Origin of the sequence: Janibacter terrae NBRC 107853, from assembly GCF_001591405.1 — a bacterium.
GTDB lineage: Bacteria > Actinomycetota > Actinomycetes > Actinomycetales > Dermatophilaceae > Janibacter > Janibacter terrae.
On record NZ_BCUV01000002.1, the window covers coordinates 307,386 to 322,456 of the forward strand.

A 15,071-nucleotide genomic window follows, 5' to 3' on the forward strand; every position below is an offset into this window, starting at 1 on the left:
GCTCAGGCGTCGGCGTCGCGTGCGACGGGCTCGAGGACGTCGGCCGCCAGGAGCCGCTGGGCGGCGGCGTGGACGGCCCCGAAGTCGGTGCCCGCCCGCTCGGCGATGTCCAGCAGCGAGGTCTGGCCGTCGGCCAGCGCGAGCACCCACAGCATCGCCATGACCGCGTCGTCGGCGGAGCGGCCGCCCGTCGTCGGGTAGAGGCCGCGGCGGCCGAGCTGGGGCTCGCCGCGGGGGAGGAGGTTGCGGTGGAACCCGTCGTGCTCGAGCACGGCCACGATCTCGGTCAGCGCGCGCACGGACTCGGCGAGCCGCCCACCCGAGATGAGCGACAGGTCGTCGGCCGAGGTGTGGTACTCCGGGTACTCACCGTGCGGCGTCCGGGTCAGCCGCCCGACGGGCAGGTCGAAGCCGAGCGAGTTGTACTGCCGCTCGTCGTAGCCCCACGGTGCGTAGTCCCGGATCTCACCGTGCCGGCGGGTGACGACGTGGGCGGCGGCGCGGTCGATCGCGCGGTCACCGTGGCGGCTGCGCTTGTAGACGAGCGGTCCCGGCCCGCCGAGTCCGGTGAGGACGAGGCCGTGCCGCACCCGGGGCAGCACGGCCTCGCGGTGCTCCAACCACACGAGGGAGCCGATCGTGCCGGGAGCGAAGACGAACCGGTAGGTCAGGCGCCGCGCCGGGAGGGCGGACACGTGGCGGGCGAGCTCGATCGCGGTGGCGAGCCCGCTGAGGTTGTCGTTGGCCATGGCCGGGTGGCACAGGTGGCTGCTGACGAGCACCTCGTCGTCGGTGTCGCCGGGGACGACGAGCTCGCCCCAGGTCAGCTCCCCGGGGCCGAGCCGGCTGTCGACGACGACGTCGTAGGGCCCCTCGTCGAGACCGTCGAGCACGCGTTGGGTGAGGCAGAAGCCCCAGTCGCGGTGGTAGTAGCTCGTCCGGTAGGGGATCCAGTCGGGGTGCTCCGGGAGCGTGTGCAGGTGGGGGCGCAGCGCCGCGAGGTCCATGCGCTCGTGCACGGGCACGCTGTACCCGACGAGGTGCAGGTCGTGGTCGGCGAGGTCGACGACGCGGCGGCCGTCCGCGTGGGTGATGTGGGCCGCCGTGACGTTCCACTCCTCGGGCACGACCCAGTCGCAGGCCCGGCTGCCCGAGGGGACCGCGTGCCGCTCGATGGGCAGGTCCTCGGCGATGACGTCGAGCGTGCCCCGGACCCCGTCGCCGGTGAGGCTGCGCAGGTGGGGCCGCAGGCGGGCGACCCGCTCCAGCAGGACGGCTCCCAGCGCCCCGTCGGCGTCCTGCGTGCCCGGCACCGTCAGCCCCGCACGTGGAGCAGCGCGTCGAGGCGACCCTGCTCCGTGAGCTCCTCGATGCGACGCAGCCGGACGTAGCGGGGACCCTCGAACTCCTCGCTCGTCAGGCCGATGCGCTCCATGTCCTCGGCGAGCTCGACGATGCCCCGGTCGATCGTCCACTCCGGGGTGAAGGCGGGCAGGAGGTCGCCGATCTTGCGGAAGTCGACCCGGTAGTCGCGGGCGTCGGGTCCGGCTCCCTCGGCGAAGGTCACGGGCGCGCCGGTGTGCTCGGCCACCGCGGTCGCGATGTCGCGGATCTGGACGACGTCCTCGTCGCGGCCGACGTTGAAGGCCTGGTCGTGCACGGTCTCGCGCGGGGCCTCGAGCGCTGCGAGGAAGGCCATGGAGATGTCGCGCACGTGCACGAGCGGTCGCCAGGGGCTGCCGTCGCTCTGCAGCCGCACCTCGCCGCGGGTCAGTGCCGTGCCGGTGAGGTTGTTGACGACGATGTCGGCGCGCAGCCGGGGGGAGGAGCCGTAGGCCGTGGCATTGCGCAGGTACGTCGGACTGAAGTCGTCGTCGGCGAGCCGGGCGAGGAGCGCCTCGGCGCGGACCTTGCTCTCCCCGTAGGGCGTCACGGGGTTGAACTCGCTGTCCTCCGCCTTGAGCGAGCTGCCGCCGGCACCGTAGAGCGAGCACGAGGAGGAGAAGAGGAAGCGCGGGACCCCCGCGGCCTTGGCCACCGCGCCGATGTGGCCGACCGCGTCGGCGTTGACCGAGTAGGTGGCCTCGGGGTTGAGGTGGCCGATCGGGTCGTTGGAGATCGCGGCGAGGTGGACGACCGCGCCGAAACCCGTGAGGTCCTCCACGCCCACGTCCCGGACGTCCCCGGTGCGGGAGGTGTACCCGGTCGGCTGCGGACCGAAGTCACACCCGTCGTACCACCCCGCGTCGAGGCCGACGACCTCGTGCCCTGCCTCCTGGAGGATCGGCACGAGGACCGCTCCGATGTAGCCCCGGTCGCCGTTGACGAGTACGCGCATGTGCCCTCCACCCCGAGGGTCGGCGCGGGTACCGACCGGCACGGCGATCGTCTCACAGGCCGTTCTCGAGGGGTAGCCTTCACAAGGTGGGTCGTCGGGTTCTCGCCGTGACAGCGTTGGCCGTGGTGCTCGCCCTCGGGATGTGGACCGTCGGCGTCGTGCGGGGTGATGACTCGCGCGAGGTCACCGCGGGTCCGGTGCCGTCCGAGCTGTCCATGCGGCCCGAGCCGGCCGAGCCGGCCGAGCCGTCCAAGCCGCCGGTGCGAGAGTACGTCCCCCTCGTCACCGCGGTCGCCCCATCCGGCAGGTACTTCGTCGACCAGCACGGTCGACCCCTCTTGGTGCGGGGGGACTCCCCGTGGTCGCTCATGACGGACCTGTCGGCCGACCAGGCGAGGCGCTACTTCGCCGACCGGCAGTCCCGGGGGGTCAACGCGATGATCGTCTCGGTGCTCGGCTCCGTGGGCAACGGTGGCCCGAGCGACGACGGCGCGACGCACGACGGTGTCCGACCCTTCCGTGACGGGGGCATCACCGACTGGAACCCCGCCTACTGGCGCAGGATGCATGCCTACGTCCGGATGGCGCAGCAGCACGGCATCACGCTCGTCCTGTACCCGGTGGACTCCTGGGTCGTCGACAGCGGGCTCGTCCCGACCGAGCTCGGCGCGTGCCGGGCCTACGGCCGCAAGGTGGGGGAGTTCTTCGCGGACCTGCCCAACATCATGTGGTCCGTCGGAGGCGACTACCTGCCGGACCGGGCCTCCGAGAGCGGGACGGAGGTCGACCGCTGCCTGGACGCGGTGCTCGACGGCATCCGTCGATCCGGCGACACCCGGCCCCGCACGATCCAGGTGAGTGGGGGCCAGCCGATGGCCTCGAGCGACGACCCCTTCTGGCGCCACCGCATCAGCTTCAACTTCGCCTACACGTACTCGCCGACCTACCGGCTCGTCCGCCGGGCCCGCGCGGCGGACCCGGCCCGCCCGGTGGTCTTCGGGGAGGGCAACTACGAGCGAGAGAACCTCCAGGGCAACCAGCCGACCACGCCCGAGACCCTGCGCCGCCAGACGGCGTGGGCGCTCACGAGCGGCGCGGTGGCGGACTTCTACGGCTCCGACGACTGGGAGTTCCGCAGTGGGTGGCAGGACCGGCTCCACGCACCCGGTCTGGCGGACGTCGGGCACGTGCGCGACGTCGTCGAGGGGTTGCCGTGGTGGACCTGGGAGCCGGACACCGAGGGCGACTTCATCACCTCGGGCCGGGGGCAGGCCATCACGGAGGACGACGGCACGACGGACGTGCTCGACAGCGACCTGGCTACGGCAGCCCTCGCGCCCGACGGGTCGAGCGGGCTCGTCTACGTCCCGACCGCCCGCACGTTCACCATCGACGACTCGCGGCTGGCGGGCTCCGTGCGCGCCGCCTGGGTGGACCCCTCGACCGGCAGCAGGCGGTCCGTACCGGTGCGGGCCACGTACCGGACCCCCGGTGCCAACGCCGACGGGGACGGTGACTGGCTGCTCGAGCTCACCAGCCGCTGAGCCGGGCGGTCGCCGGCCAGGGCGGTCGGTGCGGTCATCGACGCACCTCCAGCCGGCGGGGTTCGGCGAGGCTGCGCAGGGCCGGCGCGACCGGACGACCCCGCAGGAGGCCCTCGACCCCACCCTGCTCGAGGGCCCGGGCGTAGACGGGCAGGGCACCGCGGACCGCATCCACCGTCAGGTCGAGGTCCTCGTCGGTGTGGGCGGCGGAGATGACGAAGGACTGCCCGAGGACGCCGCGCTGCAGGAGCTCCTGGAGGAAGAGGGTGCGGAAGGCCTGGGAGGGCCGGCCGAGGTGGTCCTTCGTCGTGAAGACGGCGCACGAGGGACGACCGATGACGGCGACATGGTCCTGCAGCCCGAGCTCGCGGCTCGCGGCGTTGACCTCCTCGGCGAGGCGGGTGCCCTGGCGCTCCATCGTCCCGACGACGTCCTCCTCGCGGTAGACCCGGGAGACGGCGAGGCTGGCTGCGAGCCCGATGGTCTCGGGACCGTGGGTCGTCGACAGGAGGAAGACGCGCGGGCGGTCGGTGCTCAGCCCGCCGAGCTCGAGCAGGCTGCGCCGCCCCGCGAGCGCCGAGACGGCCACCCCGTTGCCGAGCGCCTTGCCCCAGGTCGACAGGTCGGGCGTGACGCCGTACACCGCCTGCGCCCCGCCGGACGACCAGCGCATGCCGGTGATCATCTCGTCGAGGACCAGGACGATCCCGTGCTGGTCGGCCAGGTCGCGCAGGCCCTCGAGGAAGCCGGGCTCCGGCTCCGCGAGGGCGGTCGCCGCCTCGAGGACGAAGCAGGCGATCTCGCCCGGGTGGGCCGCCAGCAGGTCACGGACCGAGCCGAGGTCGTTGTAGTCGAAGCCGACGGTCGTCGTGAGGTGCTGCGGCAGGATGCCCGCGTTCATCTCTGTCGTCCCGATGAACCAGTCGTCCGTGGAGAAGAAGGGGTGCGAGCGGCAGATGGCGGCGAGGGGGCGGCCCGTCGCCGCGCGCGCCACCTTGACGGCGGCGGTCGTGGCGTCGGAGCCGTTCTTGGTGAACTTGACCATGTCCGCCCCGGGGACCCGCTCGAGGAAGTCCTCGGCGGCGGCGAGCTCGAGATGGGTCGGCCGGCTGAAGCTCGTCCCCTCGGCGACGGCCTGCGTCACGGCCTCGACGACCGCGGGGTGGGCGTGCCCGAGGGTCACCGAGCGCAGGCCCATCCCGTACTCGACGAAGGTGTTGCCGTCGAGGTCCTCGACCCGCGCCCCGCGGCCTCGGCGGATGACGGGGGCCATCCCCTCCGGGTACTGGTCCGACCCGCGGGCATACGTGTGGGCACCGCCCGGGACGAGCTCGTGCAACCGCGCCTGCGCGGCGTCGGACCGGGTGAAGCTCGTCATGTCGCCTCCGATGACCAGTCGAGCACGACCTTGCCGACGTGGAAGGCCTCGGCGTACCGGGCTCGGCACTCGACGCCGCGCAACCGCATGAGCCCGAGGAAGAGCTCCTCGTCCCACCAGTCCCTGGCCTGCTGGCTCGGGTAGGCCGCGTCGAGCAGCTCCACCTTGCGCCGTGCCTGCTCCGGTGTCAGCGGGACGTAGTGCGAAGGGGGGAGGAGGTCACCGTCCCACTTCGGGATCTCGTAGTGGAGCACGAGGGAGTCCCGCCACACGGTCTGCACGAGCCGACCCACCAGGCGGTGGTCCTGGTGCGCGTCGTCCGCCCGGGGCGCGAGGACGACGTCGGGACGGACCCGGCCCGCCAGGTCCTCCAGGGCCTCCTTGACCGCTCCCCAGTGGCTCGGCAGGTGCCCGTCGGGGAGGTCCAGGACGTCCAGGCTCGCCCCGGGGAAGAAGGCGGGGAGCGCGGTCCCGGCCTCGGCCCGGCGCGCCGGGGTGCCGGTGAGCACGAGGCCGTGCACGCTCGTCCCGGCCCGCTCGGTCAGGGCGAGCAACGTGCCACCGCAACCGATCTCGATGTCGTCGGGGTGGGCGCCCAGGGCCAGCACGGTCAGCGGGCTGCTCCCCGGATGCAGGGTGATCATGAGGCCCTCCCACCTCTGTCGCGACCTGCCGCCCCCCGGCGAGCCGTCATGGCATGACGACGGCAGGAGTGAGCGACGCGGGGACCGGGTCGGGGGTGGGGTCGGGGCGCCAGACGGCCCAGGGGCTGGTGCCCTGCCGGTACTGCTCCTGCAGCGCGGTGCGCTCCTTGAGGGTGTCCATGGGCGCCCAGAACCCGTCGTACCGGACGGCTCGCATCCGGCCGTCGGCGGCCGCGCGCACGCACGCGTCCATGACGAGGTCCTCGCCCTCGTGGAGGTAGTCGAAGATCCCCTGCCGCAGGCAGAAGTAGCCGCCGTTGATCGGGAAGGGCATGTCCGCGACGGGGGTGAGGCCGCTCACGAGCCCCTCGTCGTCCATCTCGATGACGTGGAAGGACTCCTGCGGCCTCACCGCGAGCATCTGGCCCACGGCGTCGGTGCCCCGGAACTCCTCGATGAGCTCGTTCATCGGCGCGTCGGTGAGGACGTCGCCGTAGTTGGCCAGGAAGATCTCGTCGTCCCCCAGGTGCGGACGCACGCGGCGCAGGCGCTCACCGATCGCGGTGCTGAGCCCGGTGTCCACGAAGGTGATCGTCCACTCGCTGATGTCGGTGCCGAGCATCTCGATCTCCTCGCCCCCCTTCGTCATGACGAAGTCGTTGGACGCGGTCTCCCGGTAGTCGAGGAAGTACTCCTTGACCGCCTCCGCCCCGTGCCCGAGGCAGAGGATGAACTCGGTGTGGCCGAAGTGGGCGTAGTAGCGCATGACGTGCCACAGCACCGGACGTGGCCCGATGGGCATCATCGGCTTGGGCAGCGACTGGTTGTCGGCGCGCATGCGCATGCCGAGACCACCGCAGAAGAGGACGACCTTCACGGTTGGCTCCCTCCCGGACGGCCGGCGGCCTTCACAGTTGCTCGAGGTGGGGCAGGGCGACGACGAGGCGGGTGCCCCGGTCGCGCAAGGGCTGCAGCTGGGCGGCGATCTCCGTGCGCAGGTTCCACGGCATGATGAGCACGACGTCGGGTGCCTCGTCGTCGAGGGCCTCCGGCGGGCGGATCGGGATGTGCGTGCCGGGCAGGAAGAGCCCGTGCTTGTGCGGGTTGCGGTCGACGGTGAAGGCCATCAGGTCGCGGCGGATCCCGCAGTGGTTGAGCAGCGTGTTGCCCTTGCCCGGTGCCCCGTAACCGGCCACGGTCAGGCCCTCGCGCGAGCAGCGGATGAGGAACTCGAGCAGGTCGTTGCGCACGGTCGCCACGGAGTCCGCGAACCCGTCGTGGCCCTGAAGGGTGTGCAGCCCGGCGGCCTCCTCGGCCGCGAGCACGCGGGCGACGGCATCGCTCGGGTCACCTGCAGACTCCGTGGGTCTGGACCACGTGCGCAGGGAGCCGCCGTGGGTGGACAGCTCCTCGACGTCGACCACCGTCAGGCCCGCGGCCGCGAGCACCCGCTGGGTGGTGAGCAGGCTGAGGTAGGAGTAGTGCTCGTGGTAGATCGTGTCGTACTCGTTGCCCTCGATGAGGCGTTGGAGGTGGGGGATCTCGATGCTCACGACGCCGTCGTCGGCGACCAGCCGACGCAGCCCCGTGCTGAAGTCGACGATGTCGGGGACGTGGGCGAAGACGTTGTTCGCGACGACCAGGTCGGCGCGGCCGTGCTCCCTGGCGATCGCGGCCCCCGTCTCCTCCCCGAGGAAGGTGGTCTCGGTGGGGATGCCCTTGCCGCGGGCCACCTCGGCGATGTTCGCCGCGGGCTCCACCCCGAGGGCGCGCAGCCCCCGCGCGACGACGTGCTGCAGCAGGTAGCCGTCGTTGCTCGCGACCTCGACCACGAAGCCGTCGCTGCCGAGGCCGAGCCGGGAGACGGCGCCGTCGACGAACTCCTTCGCGTGCTGCACCCACGAGTCGGAGTAGGAGGAGAAGTAGGCGTAGTCGCTGAAGATCTCCTCGGCCGGGATGTAGGCCGGCAGCTGCACGAGGAGGCACTCCGAGCAGATCCGCACGTGGAGCGGGTAGAAGACCTCGCCCTGGTCCAGCTGGTCGGCCCGCAGGAAGCTCTCGCAGGGCGGCGACGCGCCCAGGTCGACGAAGGTGTGTCGTAGCTCGGTGGAGCAGAGCCGGCACCGTGGTGCGTCCATCTGAACATCCTCACGTCCGGCGGCACCGGCCCCCGGCCTGTGCCTGCACCATCACTATGCCAGCGGTCACCGGGTGGATGCCATAGCCCGAAGGGGGCGGATGACGGTGTGGGGGAGGCCTACCGGATCAGGCTGCGCGTGCGGCGATCGCACTCTCGTAGTGCCCGACGAGCTGGGTGGTCAGGCTGCTCCACGAGCGCTCCGCGACCATCCCCGGACCTGTCGCGGCCATGCGCTCCCGCAGACCGGGGGACTCGACGAGCTCGCCCACCCAGCGAGCGAGGTCGCCGCGGCGGTCGGGGTCGAAGAGGTAGCCGGACGCGCCGTGGGCCACGAGGTCGAGGGGGCCACCCACGCCCGGCGCGACGACGGGCAGCCCAGCGGCGGCGGCCTCCTGCAGCGTCTGCCCGAAGGTCTCCTTGGTCCCCGTGTGGACGAAGACGTCGAAGGTCGCGTAGGCGCGCGCGAGGTCGGCGCCCGTGCGGGGCCCGAGGAATGCCGGTGGGAGGTTGGGCCGGCCGGAGCTGGCGGCGACGGCCTCGGCGAGCCGGGCCCCGAGCTCGTTGCGGCTCGGGCCCTCGCCGACCAGCACCAGGCGGGTGCCCGGCAGCTGGGCGAGCTCGACGAGTCGGTGGAGCTCCTTCTCGGGGGCCAGCCGGCCGACGTAGCCGAGGAGGAGCTCGCCGTTCGGGGCGAGGGCGTGCTTGAGCGCGAGCGTCTCGGAGTCGTCCTTCCACGCCGGCGTGAACAGGCGCGTGTCGACGCCGCGACCCCACAGACCCGTGCGCGGGATGCGGTGGGCACGCAGCTCCTCCAGGGTGGGTCGGCTCGGCGCGAGGGTGAGGTCCGCGCGCTCGTGGATGCGGCGCACCCACTCCCAGGCCAGGTTTGACGCGCTGCGACCGAGGGCCCCGGGGCCGTGCTGCCGGACGTAGCCCGGCATGTCGGTCTGGTAGATCGCCACGGTGGGCAGGTCGAAGCTCTCGGCCTGCTGCAGCCCGCGAGCCCCCACGAGGAAGGGGGAGGCGACGTGGACGACGTCGGGGCGGAAGTCACGCAGGGCCCTGCGCACCGCCGCAGTCGGCAGGCCTGCACGGAACCCGCGCACGGGCACCGCCGGCAGCGCGCGGACCACGTGGCCCGCGTACGTCGCCGGGGCCGGCCCCGGCGCGATGATCACCGCCTTGTGGCCCTGCTCGCGCAGGTTCTCGGCCACGCGGCAGACACTCGTCGTGACGCCGTTGAGGCTGGGCAGGAAGGACTCGGTCGCAATCGCCACTCGCACGGGACCCACTCTGCGTGCGGTGCCACCCCCCTTCGGTGACCTCGCGGTGGGTGTCCGGTGAGCATCAGGTGACCATCCGGGGCCCCGCGTCCAGCGCCCTAGCGGGTCGGCAGCTGCGTGAAGTAGTCGATCGTGCGCTGGAGGCCGTCGCGCAGCCGGGCGCGGGGGTGCCAGCCCAGCACCTCGGTGGCCCGGGTGATGTCGGGCCGACGTCGGGTCGGGTCGTCCTCGGGGAGGGGACGGTGCTCGATCGACGAGGAGCTGCCGGTCAGCTCGAGCACGAGCTCGGCGAGCTCGAGCATGGTGAACTCGGTGGGGTTGCCGATGTTGATGGGGCCGGTGACCTCGTGGTCGGTCGCCATCAGGCCCATGAGTCCCTCGACCATGTCGTCGACGAAGCAGAAGGAGCGGGTCTGGCTGCCGTCGCCGTAGATGGTGATGGGGGCACCGGACAGGGCCTGCACGATGAAGTTGGAGACGACCCGGCCGTCGTCGGGCTGCATCCGGGGGCCGTAGGTGTTGAAGATCCGGGCGACCTTGATGCCCAGGTCGTGCTGCCGCCGGTAGTCGAAGAAGAGCGTCTCGGCGCACCGCTTGCCCTCGTCGTAGCAGGAGCGGATGCCGATGGGGTTGACATTGCCCCAGTAGTCCTCGGTCTGCGGGTGGACCTGCGGGTCGCCGTAGACCTCGGAGGTCGAGGACAGGAGGATCTTGGCCTTGGTGCGCTTCGCCAGACCGAGCATGTTGATCGACCCGTGGACGCTCGTCTTCGTCGTCTGCACGGGGTCGCGCTGGTAGTAGATCGGGCTCGCCGGGCAGGCGAGGTGGTAGATCTCGTCGACCTCCACGTAGAGCGGGAAGGTCACGTCGTGCCGCATCAGCTCGAAGCTGGGGTGGTCGAGCAGGTGCGTGAGGTTGCGTCGGGTGCTCGAGTAGAAGTTGTCGACCACGAGGACCTCGTGGCCCTGCTCCAGCAGCCGTTCGCAGATGTGCGAGCCGATGAACCCGGCGCCACCGGTGACCATCACCCGGCGCGGGGGCCCGGCCATCTCCTGAGCCATTCCCTGGCGGTCCCGAGCGTTCACCGCGTCAGGTTACCCGTTGGTCGCTCCGGCCCGTCGCACGCGCCGACTACCCTGAGACGCGGCTCATCCCAGCACCAGTCCGGAAGGCTCCCTGACCCATGAAGGTGATCGTGCAGATCCCCTGCCTCGACGAGGAGACCACGCTCCCCCTCGTCCTGGCCACGATCCCTGCGTCGATCCCGGGCGTCGACGTCATCGAGACCCTCGTCATCGACGACGGATCGAGCGACCGCACCGCCGAGGTCGCCCGCAAGCTCGGCGTCACCCATGTCCTCAGCCACACCCGGCCCCTGGGGCTGGCCCGCTCCTTCCGGGACGGGGCCGACTTCGCCCTGCGCCACGGCGCCGACATCCTCGTCAACACCGACGGGGACAACCAGTACCCGCAGGAGCGCATCGGTGACCTCGTCCAACCGATCCTCGCGGGCGAGGCCGACATCGTCGTCGCGGACCGGCAGACCCGGACCATCAAGCACTTCTCCCCGTTCAAGCGGCAGATGCAGGCGCTCGGCTCGGCCGTGGTCAACAAGGTGGCGAGCACGGACCTCCCGGACGCCGCGAGCGGCTTCCGCGCCTACTCCGCGGCGTCGCTGATGCGGCTGAACATCGTCACCGACTTCTCGTACTGCATGGAGACGATCATCCAGGCGGGGCACAAGCGGATGTCCATCGCCTCGATCCCCGTGGTGACCAACGACAAGACGCGCGAGTCGCGGCTCTTCTCCAGCATCTGGCAGCACATGGCGAAGTCCGGGTCGGCGATCATCCGCTCCTACATCATGTTCAAGCCGCACGTGTTCTTCGGCCTGCTCGGGACGGCGCTGCTGCTGCTGGGGCTCATCCCCTTCGTCCGCTTCCTCGTCCTCGCGGCGATGGGTGACGGGGGCGGCCACGTCCAGTCGTTGATCTTCGGCACCGCGCTGATCGTCGGGGCCCTCTTCTCGTACGCCCTGCTGGTCATCGCCGACCTGCAACGCACCAACCGCGTGCTCATGGAGGAGACGCTCGAGCAGCTGCGGATCCTGCGCTTCGGACCGACCGGGGAGGACGACCTGTGACGACGGCACCCGACCTCGAGCGCTTCTGGGCGGTGGTGCCCGCCGGTGGTGCCGGGACGCGGTTGTGGCCCGTCTCCCGCGCGGCCTCGCCGAAGTTCCTCCACGACCTCACCGGCAGCGGCCGCACGCTCATCCAGGCGACCGTCGACCGGCTGCGCTGCCTGGCCCCCGAGCGGGTCCTCGTCGTCACCGGCGCGGCCCACGCCGCCGCGGTCGCCGAGCAGGTGCCGGACCTCCCTTCGGACCTGATCATCGCCGAGCCCTCGCCGCGCGACTCCATGGCCGCGATCGGCCTGGCCGCCGCGGTCCTGGAGCTGCGCGACCCCGAGGCGATCCTCGGCTCCTTCGCCGCCGACCACGTCATCCGCGACGAGGAGGCCTTCGCCGCCGCGGTCACCGAGGCCGTCGGCGTCGCTCAGCGCGACGACCTGCTCGTGACGATCGGCATCGAGCCGACCTTCCCCTCGACGGGTTTCGGCTACATCCAGATGGGCCCGCGCCTGCGCGCGCACCCCACGGCCGCGCGGGTGCGCCAGTTCGTCGAGAAGCCCGACGCCCGCCGCGCCGCCTCCTACCTCGCCACCGGCGAGTTCCGGTGGAACGCCGGCATGTTCGTCGTGCGGGCGAGCACGCTCCTCGACCTCCTCGCGGGGTGGCACCCCGACCTCGCCGCCGGCCTGCGCGAGATCGCCGCGGCGCCCTCGCTCCTGGAGGAGCGCTGGGCCGGGCTCGAGAAGATCTCGATCGACCACGCGGTCGCCGAGCCCGCTGCGGACGAAGGGAGGGTCGCGGTCGTGCCCGGGGTCTTCGACTGGGACGACGTCGGCGACTTCAAGTCGCTCTCCGGGCTGCTGCCGAAGGGGGAGGGCTCGATGACCGTCGTCGGCGACCCCGCGCAGGTCCAGGCGGTCGACTCGGGCGGTCTCGTGGTCTCCGAGTCCGGGCGCATGGTCGCGGTCGTCGGGCTCGAGGACGTCGTCGTCGTCGAGACCTCCGACGCTCTCCTCGTGGCCAGTCGTGAGCGCGCCCAGGACGTCAAGCTCGTCGTCGAGGCGCTCAAGGCCGCCGGACGCACCGACCTCGTGTGAGCGCCTCCACGGGCGGGTGCCCGGCCGTCGGTAGAGTTCACCCGATATGACTGCCCCCCTCGCCCCGACGCTCCTGCGGGTCATCGACCAGCTGCTGCCGGAGCTGATCGACTTCCGGCGGGACCTGCACGCCCACCCCGAGCTCTCCTTCGAGGAGCACCGCACGAGCGAGCGGCTGCGCTCGCGGCTCGAGGCAGCGGGCCTCACCCCGCGGTCGGTCGGCGAGACCGGTCTCGTGGTCGACCTCGGCGCCCCCGAGCCACGACGTCGGGTCGCCCTGCGCGGTGACCTCGACGCGCTGCCGGTGCGCGAGCGCTCCGGTCTCGACTGGAGCTCGACCGTCGACGGCGTCTGCCACGCCTGCGGCCACGACGTGCACACGACGGCCCTGCTCGGCGCGGGCCTGGCCCTCGCCGAGGTCGCCGACGAGCTCGCCGCCCGGCACGTCGCGGTCCGCCTGCTCTTCCAGCCGGCCGAGGAGCGCATGCCCGGTGGCGCGCTGCAGTTCGTGCAGGCCGGCGTCATGCAGGGCGTCGACACCGTCTACGCCGTGCACTGCGACCCGGCACTCGACGTCGGCGAGATCGGGCTGCGCGAGGGCGCGCTCACCGCCGCGGCCGACCAGGTGACGGTCACGCTGCGCGGCCGGGGTGGCCACACCTCCCGCCCCTTCCTCACCGAGGACCTCACGTACGCCCTGGCGAAGGTCATCACCGACGTGCCGGGGGTGCTCAGCCGCAGGGTGGACCCGCGCGCCGGTCTCGTCCTCGTGTGGGGCAAGGTCTCCGCCGGCGAGGCGATCAACGTCATCCCCTCCACCGGTGTCGCCCAGGGCACCCTGCGGATGCTCGACGTCAACCTCTGGGAGGAGATCGGCCCGCTGCTCCACGAGGTCATCGACGACGTCGTGCGCCCCTACGGCGTCGACGCGGCGGTCGACCACGTGCGCGGCGTGCCGCCGGTCGTCAACGACGCACCCGCCGTGGCGGCGCTCGGTCGCGCGACGATGGCCGCGGGCCTGCGGCCGGTGCCCACGCCGCACAGCCTCGGCGGTGAGGACTTCGCCTGGATGCTGCACGACGCCGAGGGCGCCATGGCCCGGCTGGGCACGCGCACCCACGGCGGGCGCACCTTCGACCTCCACCAGGGGGACCTCGTCGTCGACGAGGGCGCGGTGCGCAACGGCACGGCCCTGCTCGCCATCGCCGCGGCGGGGGAGTGGACGCGGGTCGAGGCGGACTGACCTCCCCCTCGTCCGGCAGGGTCCTGCCCTGCAAGGGAAAACCCTGCCGGAGGTGCGCGAGGGGTCGCGGTCTCATAACAGTTGGCCCACGGATCGCATCGGCTGGTGACCCCGGGCGTACCCGGACGTAGCATCCCCCGGACGGCATGCGCCATCGCGTGCCCTGTACCCCTGCTCGAGAAGGAGAGCGCCTTGCGTCACACCGTGAAGGCTGCATCGATCATGTCCGTCGCCGCACTGGCCCTGAGCGCGTGCGGTGGGAGTGACTCCGGTGGTGACGCCACCTCCGGCGAGGGCGGCGGCAGCGACGTCAAGGCCTGCCTCGCCTACGACGTGGGTGGTCGCGGCGACCAGTCGTTCAACGACTCCGCCGCCAAGGGCCTGGACCAGGCCAAGGACGAGCTCGGCGTCGAGATCGACGAGGTCGAGGCCAGCCAGGGCGAGAACGACGCGGCCCGCGAGGACCGCCTCAACCAGCTCGTCGACGCCGGGTGCACCAACATCATCGGTGTCGGCTTCATCTACGCCAACGCGATCGGTGCCGCGGCCAAGGCCAACCAGGACATCAGCTTCGCCGTCATCGACGACGCCTCCGACGCGTCCAAGGCCGACAACGTCGCCCAGCTGACCTTCGCCGAGCAGGAGGGCTCCTTCCTCGTCGGCGCGGCCGCCGCGATGAAGTCCAAGAGCGGCAAGGTCGGCTTCATCGGTGGGACGGACGTGCCGCTGATCAACAAGTTCGAGGCGGGCTTCGAGGCCGGCGCCAAGGCCGTCGACCCCAAGATCGACATCCAGGTCAAGTACCTCGCCGAGGACGGCTCCGGCTTCGCCGACCCGGCGAAGGGCAAGACCGCCGCCCAGGGCATGTACGACAAGGGCGCGGACGTCGTCTACCACGCGGCCGGCGGCTCCGGCTCGGGTGTCTTCAAGGCGGCGTCCGAGAGCAAGAAGATGGCGATCGGCGTCGACTCCGACCAGGCCAAGACGGCCGACGCGAGCGTCCGCGACGTCATCATCACCTCGATGGTCAAGAACGTCGACGTGGCGGTCTTCGACTACATCAAGGCCAGCGTCGACGGCAAGCCGCAGTCCGGCAACATCGTCTACGGCCTCAAGGAGGGTGGCGTCTCCTACGCCACCACCGGCGGCAAGATCGACGACATCACCAAGGACCTCGACGACTACGAGCAGCAGATCATCGACGGGAAGATCTCCGTCCCGTCCAAGTGACGCCCTGATCGAGACGGGGTCCGTCGGCGCCGAGTGCGTC

Annotated in this window: 13 protein-coding genes; 5 read left to right on the plus strand and 8 right to left on the minus strand. The window is 71.8% G+C overall.

What is annotated here, in order from left to right; genetic code table 11:
• Positions 1-2 precede the first annotated feature (2 nt).
• Together JT1_RS01580 and JT1_RS01585 are read right to left on the minus strand one after the other, a co-directional pair.
• On the minus strand, positions 3-1,313 hold the full coding sequence (locus tag JT1_RS01580; RefSeq protein WP_068321912.1) for a DUF4910 domain-containing protein: 1,311 nt from the start codon (positions 1,311-1,313) through the stop codon (positions 3-5).
• 2 nt (positions 1,314-1,315) lie between these two features.
• Complete coding sequence (locus tag JT1_RS01585; protein WP_068321915.1) at positions 1,316-2,338, minus strand: NAD-dependent epimerase/dehydratase family protein; 1,023 nt, start codon at positions 2,336-2,338, stop codon at positions 1,316-1,318.
• Between the two features lie 86 nt (positions 2,339-2,424).
• Here JT1_RS01585 and JT1_RS01590 point away from each other — a divergent pair, with 86 nt between their 5' ends.
• Positions 2,425-3,882 (plus strand): apiosidase-like domain-containing protein, encoded by a 1,458-nt coding sequence (locus tag JT1_RS01590; RefSeq protein ID WP_169701791.1) that lies wholly within the window; start codon positions 2,425-2,427, stop codon positions 3,880-3,882.
• 34 nt (positions 3,883-3,916) lie between these two features.
• On the opposite strand, the gene JT1_RS01595 is transcribed toward JT1_RS01590, so the two are convergent.
• The 6 genes from JT1_RS01595 to JT1_RS01620 form a co-directional block, all read right to left on the minus strand.
• Positions 3,917-5,260 carry a glutamate-1-semialdehyde 2,1-aminomutase gene (locus JT1_RS01595; RefSeq protein WP_068321921.1) on the minus strand — a complete coding sequence of 448 codons (1,344 nt, stop codon included), beginning with the start codon at positions 5,258-5,260 and terminating at the stop codon, positions 3,917-3,919.
• Entirely contained in the window at positions 5,257-5,904 is a 648-nt protein-coding gene (locus JT1_RS01600; RefSeq protein WP_068321924.1) for a PIG-L deacetylase family protein, read from the minus strand. Before JT1_RS01600 ends, JT1_RS01595 begins: the two co-directional genes overlap by 4 nt.
• 46 nt (positions 5,905-5,950) lie before the next feature.
• Positions 5,951-6,781 (minus strand): sugar phosphate nucleotidyltransferase, encoded by an 831-nt coding sequence (locus JT1_RS01605; RefSeq protein ID WP_068321926.1) that lies wholly within the window; start codon positions 6,779-6,781, stop codon positions 5,951-5,953.
• 31 nt (positions 6,782-6,812) lie between these two features.
• A complete protein-coding gene (locus JT1_RS01610) occupies positions 6,813-8,042 on the minus strand; it encodes a class I SAM-dependent methyltransferase (RefSeq protein WP_068321929.1) in 1,230 nt (409 codons plus the stop codon).
• A gap of 127 nt (positions 8,043-8,169) precedes the next feature.
• On the minus strand, positions 8,170-9,327 hold the full coding sequence (locus JT1_RS01615; RefSeq protein WP_068322501.1) for a glycosyltransferase family 4 protein: 1,158 nt from the start codon (positions 9,325-9,327) through the stop codon (positions 8,170-8,172).
• Between the two features lie 98 nt (positions 9,328-9,425).
• The gene (locus tag JT1_RS01620; protein WP_245634765.1) at positions 9,426-10,412 is read right to left on the minus strand and encodes a UDP-glucuronic acid decarboxylase family protein; all 987 of its coding nucleotides are present in this window, start codon (positions 10,410-10,412) and stop codon (positions 9,426-9,428) included.
• 98 nt (positions 10,413-10,510) lie between these two features.
• Between JT1_RS01620 and JT1_RS01625 the strand changes: the two genes are divergently transcribed.
• The 4 genes from JT1_RS01625 to JT1_RS01640 all read left to right on the plus strand — a co-directional run bounded on the left by JT1_RS01625 (position 10,511) and on the right by JT1_RS01640 (position 15,031).
• Positions 10,511-11,470, plus strand: a complete 960-nt coding sequence (locus tag JT1_RS01625; RefSeq protein ID WP_068321935.1) for a glycosyltransferase family 2 protein — start codon at positions 10,511-10,513, stop codon at positions 11,468-11,470.
• Positions 11,467-12,558: a mannose-1-phosphate guanylyltransferase gene (locus JT1_RS01630; protein WP_068321938.1), complete on the plus strand. Its 1,092-nt coding sequence runs from the start codon at positions 11,467-11,469 to the stop codon at positions 12,556-12,558. Before JT1_RS01625 ends, JT1_RS01630 begins: the two co-directional genes overlap by 4 nt.
• Before the next feature lie 46 nt (positions 12,559-12,604).
• Positions 12,605-13,801, plus strand: coding sequence for an amidohydrolase (locus JT1_RS01635; protein WP_068321941.1), 1,197 nt, complete (start codon positions 12,605-12,607; stop codon positions 13,799-13,801).
• A gap of 192 nt (positions 13,802-13,993) precedes the next feature.
• The gene (locus JT1_RS01640; protein WP_068321944.1) at positions 13,994-15,031 is read left to right on the plus strand and encodes a BMP family lipoprotein; all 1,038 of its coding nucleotides are present in this window, start codon (positions 13,994-13,996) and stop codon (positions 15,029-15,031) included.
• Positions 15,032-15,071: the final 40 nt, after the last annotated feature.

Excerpts from the sequence above, each read along its gene's own strand:
- JT1_RS01635 (WP_068321941.1), top strand. The coding sequence starts at position 12,605 with ATGACTGCCCCCCTCGCCCCGACGCTCCTGCGGGTCATCGACCAGCTG.
- JT1_RS01600 (WP_068321924.1), bottom strand. The coding sequence starts at position 5,904 with ATGATCACCCTGCATCCGGGGAGCAGCCCGCTGACCGTGCTGGCCCTG.
- JT1_RS01625 (WP_068321935.1), top strand. The coding sequence starts at position 10,511 with ATGAAGGTGATCGTGCAGATCCCCTGCCTCGACGAGGAGACCACGCTC.
- JT1_RS01585 (WP_068321915.1), bottom strand. The coding sequence starts at position 2,338 with ATGCGCGTACTCGTCAACGGCGACCGGGGCTACATCGGAGCGGTCCTC.
- JT1_RS01610 (WP_068321929.1), bottom strand. The coding sequence starts at position 8,042 with ATGGACGCACCACGGTGCCGGCTCTGCTCCACCGAGCTACGACACACC.
- JT1_RS01595 (WP_068321921.1), bottom strand. The coding sequence starts at position 5,260 with ATGACGAGCTTCACCCGGTCCGACGCCGCGCAGGCGCGGTTGCACGAG.